General features: G+C 70.8%; 10 protein-coding genes. 2 read left to right on the top strand and 8 right to left on the bottom strand.

The window, feature by feature from the left end:
• Window positions 1–40 precede the first annotated feature (40 nt).
• The 3 genes from ETAA1_RS09655 to ETAA1_RS09665 all read right to left on the bottom strand — a co-directional run bounded on the left by ETAA1_RS09655 (window position 41) and on the right by ETAA1_RS09665 (window position 2816).
• Window positions 41–721, bottom strand: a complete 681-nt coding sequence (locus ETAA1_RS09655) for a fatty acid desaturase family protein (protein WP_145236899.1) — start codon at window positions 719–721, stop codon at window positions 41–43.
• Window positions 718–2118, bottom strand: coding sequence for an AMP-binding protein (locus ETAA1_RS09660; protein ID WP_145236902.1), 1401 nt, complete (start codon window positions 2116–2118; stop codon window positions 718–720). The genes ETAA1_RS09655 and ETAA1_RS09660 overlap by 4 nt, the downstream gene beginning before the upstream one ends.
• Before the next feature lie 104 nt (window positions 2119–2222).
• Window positions 2223–2816 (bottom strand): RNA polymerase sigma factor, encoded by a 594-nt coding sequence (locus ETAA1_RS09665; RefSeq protein ID WP_145236905.1) that lies wholly within the window; start codon window positions 2814–2816, stop codon window positions 2223–2225.
• 1378 nt (window positions 2817–4194) lie between these two features.
• On the opposite strand from ETAA1_RS09665, the gene ETAA1_RS09670 reads away from it, so the two are divergent.
• Window positions 4195–6060 (top strand): M20/M25/M40 family metallo-hydrolase, encoded by a 1866-nt coding sequence (locus ETAA1_RS09670; RefSeq protein ID WP_145236909.1) that lies wholly within the window; start codon window positions 4195–4197, stop codon window positions 6058–6060.
• Here the strand turns inward: ETAA1_RS09670 and ETAA1_RS09675 are convergent.
• From ETAA1_RS09675 to ETAA1_RS09685, 3 genes are all read right to left on the bottom strand, one after another.
• On the bottom strand, window positions 6050–7093 hold the full coding sequence (locus tag ETAA1_RS09675; RefSeq protein ID WP_145236911.1) for a serine/threonine-protein kinase: 1044 nt from the start codon (window positions 7091–7093) through the stop codon (window positions 6050–6052). The genes ETAA1_RS09670 and ETAA1_RS09675 overlap by 11 nt on opposite strands.
• Window positions 7094–7222: 129 nt before the next feature.
• Window positions 7223–7753 carry an NUDIX hydrolase gene (locus ETAA1_RS09680; RefSeq protein ID WP_145236914.1) on the bottom strand — a complete coding sequence of 177 codons (531 nt, stop codon included), beginning with the start codon at window positions 7751–7753 and terminating at the stop codon, window positions 7223–7225.
• A 37-nt stretch (window positions 7754–7790) separates the two neighbouring features.
• The gene (locus ETAA1_RS09685; RefSeq protein WP_145236917.1) at window positions 7791–8081 is read right to left on the bottom strand and encodes a hypothetical protein; all 291 of its coding nucleotides are present in this window, start codon (window positions 8079–8081) and stop codon (window positions 7791–7793) included.
• 83 nt (window positions 8082–8164) lie between these two features.
• On the opposite strand from ETAA1_RS09685, the gene ETAA1_RS09690 reads away from it, so the two are divergent.
• Window positions 8165–9037, top strand: a complete 873-nt coding sequence (locus ETAA1_RS09690; RefSeq protein ID WP_145236920.1) for a WD40 repeat domain-containing protein — start codon at window positions 8165–8167, stop codon at window positions 9035–9037.
• On the opposite strand, the gene ETAA1_RS09695 is transcribed toward ETAA1_RS09690, so the two are convergent.
• Window positions 9034–10290: a DNA polymerase Y family protein gene (locus ETAA1_RS09695; protein ID WP_145236923.1), complete on the bottom strand. Its 1257-nt coding sequence runs from the start codon at window positions 10288–10290 to the stop codon at window positions 9034–9036. The two genes, ETAA1_RS09690 and ETAA1_RS09695, sit on opposite strands and share 4 nt — an antisense overlap.
• A 151-nt stretch (window positions 10291–10441) precedes the next feature.
• Window positions 10442–11911 carry a DUF4185 domain-containing protein gene (locus tag ETAA1_RS09700; protein ID WP_145236926.1) on the bottom strand — a complete coding sequence of 490 codons (1470 nt, stop codon included), beginning with the start codon at window positions 11909–11911 and terminating at the stop codon, window positions 10442–10444.
• Window positions 11912–11919 lie beyond the last annotated feature (8 nt).

Genomic DNA, 11919 nt, shown 5'->3' on the forward strand with positions numbered 1-11919 from the left:
CGGGATCGGGCGCGGCGATGAGTCGCGTCAGGCCGGCGGGTCAGTCGCCGGTCAGGCCGACGTGCTCGACATACTTCCGCCACGTCGTCACGTTCCCGACCAGGAACGCCGGCAGCACCCACGCCACGACGAACGGCAGCCACAGGTCGAGCGCCGCGACCGCGGCGACCGTGCCGCTCCACACCACGGCAATGACCGCGAGTTCGACCCACACGCGGCGGCGGACGTGCGGCTCACGTACCGGCCCGCCGCGGCGGAGAAACGACCGCAGGAACAGCAGCGGCGTGGCGATCAGCCCAAGTCCCAACTCAAACGCGGCCATCAGCCGGCGGAAGCGCCGCGGGGCGTCCGGCCGTGTGTGCGGCCACAGTTCCTCGTCGCGGTCGGTGCCGAAGTAGGCGTGGTGCGTGTGGTGGACCGCGCGGTACAGCGTGAGGCTCATGAACGTACTGGTGCCGAGCAGCAGCCCGCACACCTCGTTGTAGGCGCGCGCCGGCGCGAAGTTGAAGTGCGCCGTCTCGTGGAAGCCGATCAGGCAGGCGTGCATGAAGTGCAGCTGCACCGCCATCAACAGCGCGACCGCCCACCACGGCGCGCCGAGGTACACGGCCAGGAACGTGGCCGGCACCAGCAGCATAACGGGGGCGGTGCGGGCGTGTCCGCGGAGGGTGTCGGCCCACGACAGCTTGCGGGCGGTCACCAGGGCGGTGGGCGAAGTCATCGCGGCGTCTCGGCGGGGCCGGTGCGGCAGATGGAGCGGCGGACCTTTCCCGTGCGCGGGTCGGGGGCGATCCGTGATACCCCCCGCGGCTCGATCCGCACAAGCCCGCGCAGCCCGTACAGCGCCAGCTGCTCGTCAAGCCGGAACCGCAGCCGGGGCACGTCCAGCTCGCGGCCCGGGAGGACGGCGACGGCGAGGCGTATGACGCCGGGCTCGTCCTGCTCGGCCTGCCAGTCGAACGAGTCGGTGCAGTAGTTCAGCGCGGCCTTGATGATGAAGGCGTCCACCCGCACCCACTCGCCGCCGCGATGTGCCCAGAAGTTCTCCTGCCCGCGGCCCTCGACGCGCTCGACCCGCGGCAGCCGGCTGCCGCAGCGGCACCCGGCGGTGGCGAGCGTGACCCGGTCCGGCACCTCGTAGCGGATCACCGGCTGGACCGTGTTCGCGAGATTCGTCAGTAGCACCTTCGACCCGGTGACGCCGGGCGGGACGGGGCGGTTGTCCGCGTCTACGACTTCGAGGATGGACCAGTCGGCGTTCACGTGCATCCCCGGGTCGGTGGGGCAGCCGGTGGTCAGGTGCATGCACTCGGCGGTAGCGTAATTATTAAACACGGGCACGCCGAACACTTTGAGCAACCGCTCCCGCGCCGGTTCGGTCAGCAGCTCGCTATTGTTCACGACGTGCTTCAGGCCCGGGAGTTTCAGCCGGCCCGCTTCGAACTCGTCGGCCAGCTCCTGCAGCGCCGTGGCGTAGGCGGTGACGACCGTCGGCGAGTAGTCGTTCAGCTTGGCGATCAGGTCCGGGTCGGTCTGCGAGAGCCGCCGGAGGTGGACGAAGTGCCGCAGCTGCCGCGGGTAGAACTCGAACGTGGCGCCGGTCGGATAGAAGCCCTCCTTCAGCGTCACGATCGCCAGCCGGGCGGGGTTGCGGAACTTGCGGTACGCCTCACGGACGCCGGTGTCGCCGGTGGCGTTGCCGCGCGTCATCTGGAGCGTGAACAGCAAATCGACCGCCGCCCGCGGCTGGACGAGGATCACGGCCTGCCCGCTGCTGCCGGACGTGTGCATCAGCACGTACTTGCCGAGGAACAGCCTACCGACGTTGGCGAAGTCGCCGACGAACGCCTCGGCCGCGCGGAGGGTGACGGCGCGGTCGGTGGCCCAGTCGTCGAAGCGGGCCATCGCCTCGTGCTTGTTCAGCGTCGGCAGCGCGTCGAGGGGGCAGCGGGCGAGATCGAGACCGCGGAACTTGTCGCGGTAGAGTGGCGAGCGGGTGGCGGCACGGAGGAGCTTGCGGAACCGCGTCTCGCGGAGCCTGGCGACCTTCGCCGGGTCGGAGCGCGTCAGCCGGTTGACGACGTTGGCGCGGGCCAGGAACGACAGCGTCGAGAACATGCGGTCCCGTCCGTGGGTAGGCTCGAATTTCGATTCTACCCGACGGCTACGAGAGAAGCCCGGGGACGGCCGTCCCCGGGCTTCTCTGCGGTTTCCCGCTCACGTCACACGCCGGCGAGCTCGCCCTCCGCGGCGAACTGCTCGGCCAGCGTCGGGTCGATCCCCTCCAGTACCTCCTTCAGCCGCGCCCGGGCGACGTGCAGCCGCCGCTTCACGGTCCCGGTCGGCACCTCGAACTCCCGGGCGATCTGCTTCAAGCTCCGGCCCCGGATGTAGAACGCCTCCAGCGTCGCCCGGTCCAGCGGCTTCAGCCGGGCCAGCCCGACCTTCAGCTGCCCGACTGCCTCGCCGACGGCGTACTCGTCCTCCGCCGCCCGCGCCCGGGCCGGAACCGCGTCGAGCAGCTCCGTCTCGGCGCCGAACAGCGGCCCCCGCCGGGTCAGCCGGTTGATCGCCATCCGTGCCGTGATCCGCCGCAGCCACCCGGCGAAGCACCGCGGGTCCCGGAGCTGCGGCAGCTTCCGCATGCCGTGGACGAACACGTCCTGCGCCAGCTCCTGCGCCTCCAGCGGGTTCCGCACCCGCGCCAGCGCCATGGCGTAGACGCTCCCCTGGAACCGGGTGACCAGCTCGCCGTACGCCGCCCGGTCGCCGGTCTTCGCCTGCTCGACCAGGACGGTGATCTCGTTCCAGCTCATCGCGCGACCTTCCGCCCGATCCTTCCCGTGGGAGTATGTGTGCGGGTGCCCGCGACCCGGCCGGCCGGCCCGCCCCGGATCAGGGGTGGGGGGACGGCGGCAACCGGGCCGGGGGACGGCGCGAGCCCGCGCGGTGCGCGGGGTCGTCGGCGCGTCCCTCGGTGCGAGGCGGCGGCGGCACAGGTGGCGTTGCGTGCGGGGGGTTGTACCCGGGACGACTGGGTGATGGTCACCCGTCTGTCCGGTGGGCACCCGCCCGCCGCGCGGCCTAGCCGCGGGCCATCTCTCGCTCAGGAACCAGCGAAATCAGTGGATGTCTCGGTGTGACCTACACCACACGCGCAGCACGGTCTGGGGGCTATCAGTCGAACCCGGGGTGCGGGTTCTCGTGGGTCGTTCCAGGGAGCCGTTCACGTCGCGTATGCCGTGGGTCACCTCACTTTCCGACCACCGGGGTCGGGGCCGGGAGCCGCGTTGCGGGCCGTGTGTCGAACCGCTGGTCGGGCGATTGGCAGTCGCAGCCGGACCAGGTGCATCGACGGGACACCGCGGCGTCTCCCGCCCGCGCCGGCCGTTTGGCCGCTGGCAGCCAACTCCGCGAGGAGCTGGTGCTTCGCGACCCGGGCCGCCCGAGGGTCGGGGTTACCGGGACGAAACGACCGGCCGGACCGGCCGGGGGCTCGACAGTCGCCCGCATTCGCATGGCGGGGTCCTGCCGGCCCTCGGCGTTGTCCGAGGCCGGATACGGGGGCAACGGGAATTGCCCCCGCGACAGGTGTTCCGCCGGCGAACCCGCGAACGCGACGAGCCCGCGACCGATGCGATCGGCCGGGGTCGTCAGCTTCACGCTGACGGCCGTCACGGTCTTCGTCATGGTCTTCAGGGTCGTGGACATTTCGGGCCTCCGGCGGACGGTTGTGGCAGCGGTTGTGGGCCGCTGCCGTGCGGATGGAGCTAGGAGGTCATCGGGAACGGTTAGGGGGATTCGGGTTACGGGTTAGGGTCCGGCGGACGGGTCGGCTGGAACCGAAAGCCGGACGGGTAACTGTACCCGATCTGGCCGTTGGTCGCAAGCCGCTCCGCCCGATTGACCCACGCTTTCCAGTGGCCGGCACGAACCGGTCGCAGGGTAACTCCTCTCGGACGCTGGGAGACAGCAGGAGGTTCGCGGGCGGCGGCGATTTTTTTCGAGAATCTTTCGCCCCGGCGAGGGGCCCGCGTCAGCGGGCTGTTCTCTCCAGTAACTGACGCGCTCAGGAACAGCCCGCTGACGCGGGCCCCTCGCCGGGGCAGCTCGCCTCTGCAACGCCGCCCCTGTTCCGACTTGCGCCGATCGGTGATAATGACTGCCATCGTCCCCGCCGCTCAGGGTCGCGTCATGCGCCGCTTGCTGCCGCTCGCGTTCGTCCTCCTTGCCGCCACGGCCGTTGCCCAGCCGCTGCCGGCGGACGCCGAGGCCGTCGCGCGGATGAAGAAGGACCTGTTCTTCCTCGCCGGCCCCGACTGCGAAGGCCGCGGCGTCGGCACCGCCGGGCTCGACCGCGCCGCCGACCACGTCGCCGCGCAGTTCAAGGCCGCGGGGCTGATGGTGTCCTTCCAGCCGTTCACGATGCTCGCGTTCCCCGAGGTCGAGGGGCCGAGTTCGCTCACCTTCACCGGCCCCGACAAGCGTGTGCCGGTCGAGTACAAGGGCGAGTTCGCCCCCACCGGGTACAGCAGCGGCGGCAAGCTCGCGGCCGGCGTCGTGTTCGTCGGCCACGGTATCACCGCGCCGAACCTCAAGTACGACGACTACGCCGGCGTCGACGTGAAGGGGAAGTGGGTGATCGTGATCCGCCGCACGCCGCGGCCCGCGGAGAAGGGCGAAAAGCGGTTCGATACCAGCACGCCCGCCGGCGAGGACAGCCCGTATGCCGCGCTGCGGATGAAGCTCGACAACGCTGTCGAACACAAGGCGGCCGGCGTCATCTTCGTCAGCGACCCCGAGACGGCCGGGTCCGCCGACCAACTCGTCCCGTTCGAGGACCACAAGTACACCGACGTTTCCACCCGCCTGCCGGTGCTGCACCTGAAGCGCGTCGCGGCGTCGCGGTTGCTCCAGGCGGCGCTCGGCAAGACGCTCGTGCAGCTCGAAGCGGAGAACGACAAGGACTTGAAGCCGGTGTCGGCCGAGCTGCCCGGCTGGAGCGGCGACGGCGACATCGGCGTCAGCCGCAAGGAAGTTCAGGTCAAGAACGTCGTCGGTGTGCTGGAGGGGAGCGGCCCGCTGGCCGACGAGACGGTGGTGATCGGCGCCCACTACGACCACCTCGGCTACGGCAGCGGCCCGCTCAGCATGGGCGGCAACCCCGCCCAGGGAAAGCTCCACCTCGGCGCCGACGACAACGCCAGCGGCACCACCGGCCTGATCGAACTCGCCCGCCGGTTCGGGGCCGAGAAGAACCGCCGCGGCCGGCGCCTGGTGTTCGTCGCCTTCACCGGCGAGGAGCGCGGCCTGTTCGGCTCGAAGTATTACTGTGAACACCCGGTCGTGCCGCTGGCGAAGACGGCGGCGATGGTGAACCTCGACATGATCGGCCGGCTGCGGCCCGGCGCTGGCGACTGGCTCGGGCTCACCACCAAGCCGCGGATGGTCGTGTACGGCACCGGCACCGGCGACTCGTTTGAGCGAACCGTGTCCGCCGCGGAGTCGCGGTACGGGCTGAAGATCGTCAAGATTCCCGGCGGCATCGGCCGCAGCGACCACGAGTCGTTCTACCGCAAGAAGGTGCCGGTGCTGTTCCTGTTCACCGGCCTCCACGACGAGTACCACCGCCCGGCCGACATCCCCGAGACGATCGACGTGCCGGCGATGGCCACCGTCGTGGCGCTGTGCGAAGACCTGGTCCTCGACCTGAGTTCGTCGCTGGCCCGGCCGCGCTACCAGGAGGCGGCGGGCGGGTTCGAAGACCCGCTGAACCCGCACGCGGGGACCGGCGTGAAGATGGCCGCGGTGCGGCTCGGCGTCCGGCCCGACTACGGCTACATGGGCGGCGACGGGATGCGGATCGAGGGCACGACCGGCGGCGGGCTCGCCCAGAAGACCGGGCTGCGCGAGGGCGACGTGATCGTGGAGATCGCCGGCGTGCCGGTGCGGAGCGTGCAGGGCTACATGTCGGCGATGGCGACGCGGCGTGCGGGGCAGGCGTTCGAGCTGGTCATCCTGCGCGGCGGGAAGCGGGTGCCGCTGCGGGTCATGCCGTAGAACGTGGCCCGGGACGGTGTTTGATGACCGAACTGGACCGCCCCCCGTTCGTCGACGCCGGCGGCGGGGTGCAGGTCAGTAAGCGGGAGCGGGACCCCGCCCTGGTCCCGTCCGGCAGGGTCTCGTCGTCGGGCACGATCCTCACGGGCCGGTCCATCTCCAGCTGAGCCTTCAATCCGAGCGAGCGGAGGAGCTGGTTCGTCAGCGCCTCGCAGTTCGGGTAGCGGTCCTGCGGCACCGGCGACAGTGCCCGGCTCAGTGCCAGCCGCTCGGCCGGGCTCAGCGCCGACAGGTCGGCGGCCGGTCGGGCGTAGGACTTCGGCAGTTCACCACTCGGGGCTGGCGGGTACGGGAAGCAGCCGACGCGGAGCACGTGGTAGGTCACCGCCAGGCTGAACTGGTCGGAGTAGTCGGTCTGGTAGCCCTGGAGCACCTCGGGGGCGGCGTAGTCGCGGGTGCCGTGCCGCGGGCACGGGGTCGTCGGCCCGTTGGTCGCCGTCGCCACGCCGTAGTCGGTCAGTTTCGCGACGTCGCCGAAGAGGAGCACGTTGTTCGGCTTGATGTCGCCGTGCTGGAAGCCGACCTTCCGCCCGTCGCGGACGTGCTTACGGGCGTTGAGGAAGTCCAGCGCCTGGCCGACCTGCCACAGGTAGAGCCCGAGTTGGGCCGGCGGGATCGGCTGGCGGAGCTCGTCGGAGTACAAGAACATCAGGTCGAGGAGCGTCGCCTCGGCCAGTTCCATTGCCGTGACGACGTACCCGGGCACCGTGAAGACGGCGTGCGTGCGGACGAGGTACGGGTGCTCCATCGCCTGGAACGACTGCACACTCCGCAGCTCGCGCGAGGTGGTGGAGGCGTTCGAGCTGAGCATGAACTTGAGGGCGACCGGGCCGCTGGGGCTGTCGGACTCCCAAACCTCGGCGAACCCGCCGCGGCCGCGGACCCGCTTCAGACGGTATCCCGGTGCCGGTTCGGCGCCGACGGCCGGGGCGAACGCCCCCGGTGTCGTGGACCGGACTTTGGGGAAAGACATCGACACGGCGCCTCACAGGTCCGTCGCACCCGGTCCGGGCCGGGTCCGCGAACAACCCTAGCACACGGTTGCATTCAAAGGCGCGAGCGCGACCCAAAGTTTCGGCCCCGGCAGAAAATCGTACACAGGTCACGCGCCGGTAGGGTTCCACGGCCCTCTCAACTCGAGCGCCGGGAGAAGGCTGACCGACCAGCGTACCGGCCGCCCGTTCTCGTACGGCATGACGCCGTGGAACTGTGGAAGTGACGGGTCGAACACGAACGGTAGGAAGTGTCGGTCGCCCTCCCACAGCGGGAGCTCAGGCACCCGCTCCAGTTCAACCCATTCCAGTGTGCCCTCGGCGTTCGCGGCCGGCGGCGTGCCGTGGAAGGCGAAGACGCGGAAGACGAAGCCGAACCAGTCCTCGCCACCTTTCCCGAAGCCCGGCCAGGAGACGGTGCCGGCGAGCTGGACGGCGTCGCACTCGATGCCGGCTTCCTCCCGGAGCTCGCGGCGCATCCCGGCGACCACATCCTCGCCGGGTTCGAGCTTGCCGCCGAGGCCGTTGTACTTGCCGAGGTGCGCGTCGCCGGGCCGTGCGGTGCGGTGGACCATGAGCACCCGCCTGCGGTCGGGCGAGAACACGTAGCCGAGCGTGGCGAGGATCGGGGTGTAGGGCATGGCCGGATCAGGGGAAATGGGCCAGGGGACAATGCTCTTACGGTTCTGGAGTGCCTCCTGTCCCCGGGCTCCTGTCTCCTGGGAGGCCGGCGATCACCTTCCGCACAGCGGCCAGATCCTCGTCGGACACGCCCTCGCGCCGCCGGTACCGCCGCTCCAGCGCGTCCAGCAGCGTCTCCCACATGTCCCGGGTCGGCACGACCGTGCGGTCCCACTCGGTGCGGCGGCGGAAGCGGACCTGGAACCGCCACGCCCGCGCGAACTTCTCGACCCGTACGTACCGCTTCTCGCCGGTGTCCGGGTCGTCGTCGGTCCACTCGATGCTCATCGGCGGGCTCCGGGCTGGGCGTAGAATCAGGATAGCGTGATCCCGGCCGGCCGGGGTATCCTGCCGCCGGCGAGACCCGCACCATGCTGATCCACCACGACCACACGAAGCCCGTCGCCGCCCTCGCGTTTTCGCCGGACGGCGCCGCCCTCGCGTCCGCCGGCCGCGACGGGGCCGTGTGGGTCCGCTCCGAGGCCGGAGCCGAACTCCTCGTCGAACCGCACCCGAAGGCACCCGAGGTATTCGGCCTGACGTTCCTCGCCGACGGCGGCCTGGCGGTCGGCCACGCCCACGGCTGGCACCTGTACCGCCGCACCGACGGCAGCTGGCGGGCGTTCGGGCCGCCGGCGCCGGCGGGGGTGAACGGCGTCGCCGCGGCCGGCCCGCACTGGCTGGCCGTCGGCACCGGCGACCGCGACAAGCCGACGCCGGGCGCATTCGAACTGTGGGACGTGGCGGCCGAGAAGCGGATCGGCCCGGCGTTCCGCGAGCCGAACGGCGTTCGCGCCGTTGCGGCCGCCCCCAACGCCGGCGTGGTGGCGTGGGCGACCGGGCACATGAAGGCGACCGCGTGGGACGTGCGCAAGCGCGACCCGGTTCACTTCCCGCTCAAGCACACCGCTTCGGCCGTTGCCCTGTCGCCCAGCGGTTCCACGCTCGCGGTCACGGCCGACTGGCTCGTCGCGTTGTTCGACGTTCCGAAGCGACAGCCGCGGGGCACGCTGAAGGGGCACAAGGGGCGGGTCACGTCGCTGGCATTCAGCCCGGACGGCGCCACGCTCGTGACCGGTAGTTGGGACCAGACGGTGCGCCTGTGGGACGCCGCGACCGGCGCCGATCGGATGGCGCTGACGTGGCCGGTGGGGAAGGTGACGGCGCTCGCGTTCGCCCCGGACGGCCTGCGGGCGGCGGCCGGCGGCGACGGCGGCGCGGTCGTGGTCTGGGACGTGGATTAAACGACCCGGCGGTCGAAGTCCGGGATCTGCGTGAACGCCACCCGCGTGGGAGCCGCGTCCTTCAGCCCCCACATGCCGCCGAAGTGCACGACGCTTCCCCCGAACTCGGCGTTCACGTCGTCCATGGCGTGCGACAGCTCCGCCTCCTTGCGGTCGATCTCGAACAGGCTCGGTGTCGCGTTCGCGGCCGGCCGCAGGTCCGTCAAGACCATGCCGACTTTGAACGGCACCCCGCCCGGCGGCCGCGTCGCCCACATGTCGGACACGGCCCGGAGCACGCCCGGCGTGTCCTCGCGGTGCGGGAACCGGCACCTGGCGCCCCACCCCGCCTTGCCCCAGCCCGACGGCGCCGCCACCGTCCCCGGCTCGCCCAGGTAGCTGACGCCGACCGACACGCCTCCGGTCCAGTACCCCACCTTCCGCAGCCGGGCTACCGCCTTGTGAGTCAGTCGCACCATCACGCCGTAGGCGCCCTCGTCGGTCCGCAGGCCCGGCGGCAGGACGTGCGAGTGGCCGACCGTCTGCCGCCGCGTCGGCCGCTCCGGCACGTCCTCGCCGCGGACGGTGCGGTACCACTTCTCGCCGAGCAACTTGCTCCCCCACACGGCCGCCAGCACGCTCACCGGGGCGGCGCAGAACTGTTCGGTGGTGAACACGCCGTGCAGGTTCAGCCGCCGCTTCATCCGCGGCCCCACCCCGGGGAAGGCCTCGATCGGCAGCACGTGCAGGCGGTGCGGCAGGTCGTCGTCGGCGAACACGGTCAGGCCGTCGGGCTTCTTGAAGTCGGAGCCCATCTTGGCGAGGATCTCGTTCGGCCCGGCCCCGATCGAGCAGCGCATCTGGTCGCCGGCCCGTCGGTAAATCGCGTCCTTGATCGCCCGGCCGATCTCGACCACCCTGTCGCGCTTCCGCTCCGACTCGACCAGCCGGCACGACATCTCGTCGATCGACGCGATCGACTTGACCGGGATGACCGACCCGATGGCGTCCACGACGCGGTTGTGGAACGTGACGTACTCGCGGTGCCGGGCCTCCCTCAGGATGATCCTGGGGCACAGCTGCTTGGCCTCCCACACGGGCGTGCCGGTCTTCACGCCGAACGCCTTGGCCTCGTAGCTGGCGGCGATGCAGAAGGTGGTGTCGGCCTGCGTCGGGATGACGGCGACGGGCTTGCCGCGGAGGGCGGGGTCGAGCTGCTGCTCGACGGACGCGAAGAACGAGTTCATGTCCACGAACAGGTAGCGGAGCGGCACGGCGGCTCCCGTGGATGTGAGCGTAATGTCAGTAGTGGACTCCTGTCCATAGTAATGGCATAACCTCCCGTTCGGGGGATGCAACCGGAATCGACGGAATCCGGTCAAAAAGTGCTGCCCCGCGTGCCGGACGGGGAGAGCTCACGACCGATCAGGGCAGTGACGCGACCGCCGGGTGCCGCAGGTCGAGCCGGTATAGCACCTGGTTGTAGTCGTACCGCGGCACCCGGTCGGGGTTGCCGCTGAAGTCGTGCGTGAAAGTCCCCTCGAAGTGGATCGTCCGCCCGCCGTCGCGGTCGAGGATGGCGTGGTGGACGACGTTGTAGAACGTCTGCCGATCGTGCGTCGCCACCTTCATGGCCTTTTGGAACGGCCCGGTCGGGTGGTCGGCCTCCGCGTACCACACCTCGCCCAGGTGCGACGTGCCGCCGACCTGTCCGGCGAGCATCACCCAGCGCTTCCGGTACTCGTTCCAGCGCACCGACCCGCTGTGCAACTGCACGCGCTGGGCCGGCTTCGCCGCGTCCGCGGGGCAGAAGCGGGCGTGTTCCGCCTTCAGCTTCCCGGCCTTCAGCCAGGCGTGCTCGGTCTTAGAGTCGGTCGGCGGCAGCTCCTTCTGCCAGCGCCAGGTTCCGTCCGCCGGCTCACAAGTGAACGCCTCGTACCGCGTCGCGTCGAGGATCGCCTCCAGCGTCGCCGGCACACGGACGTTCGGGTTCGGGCTACCGAACAGCAGGTAGCGGGTGCCGCCGTCGTCCCACGGGATCGGGTGCCCGTTCGGCCGCCGCCACTTCTCGGCGAGCGGCAGCTGCTTGACGGGGACGAAGACGTCCTTCGCGTCGTCGTACACGGCGATGCCGTGCTCCAACTCGTCAGTCAGCCCCTTACGGCGGGTGTAGTGCGTCGCCAGGCGCTCCTTCCCGTCGGCGTCCGGGACGACACACGTGCAGAACACCCACACCACGCCGTCGGGCCGCTCCGGCAGCGGGATCATGGCGCGGGCGAAGCCGGTCTTCGGGTTTACGAAGTAGTCGTAAGGCAGACCTGCCGACGGGTCGAAGGCGGGTGTGGGGATCGGCGTGGTGGCGCCGGCGGTGCGGTAGAGGCCGAGCGGGTAGTCGAGCCGGTTGGTGTCGCCCCAGAACCAGAACGCCTTGCCGCGGTAGATGACCGACTGGACGCTGTCCTGCCCCACGACGCGGCCCAGGTTCGGGCTCACCGGCAGCGGCGACGGGTAGCCGAGCAGTTCGGTGTCGCGGAACCGACCTTCGCCCGTCAGGCGGCACAGCCGTTCCGCGGGGACAGTGCGCGCCACCTTGATCTCGCTCACCTTCCCCGGCTGCGGCGTCACCTTCGCGCCGGCGAAGCCGAAGCCGTCCTTCTTCACCTCGTAGCCGTGGCCGCGGACGGAGAGGTACACGTCGCGGCCCATCAGGCCCGGCTCCTGGAACGCGATGCGGCCGGCGCTGTCGGTGACGAAGCGGTCGCCGTGGACGGTGGTGAGTTCGACGAGCGGTACGCCGCGGCCGGTAGCGGCGTCGGTGACGCGGAGCTCGGCCCACGGCGCGTTCGGCGGCGCGGCGGGGGCCAGCAGGAGGGCGGCGACGACGGGGGAGAGCACGGCGGGCT

The organism is Urbifossiella limnaea, from assembly GCF_007747215.1.
GTDB lineage: Bacteria > Planctomycetota > Planctomycetia > Gemmatales > Gemmataceae > Urbifossiella > Urbifossiella limnaea.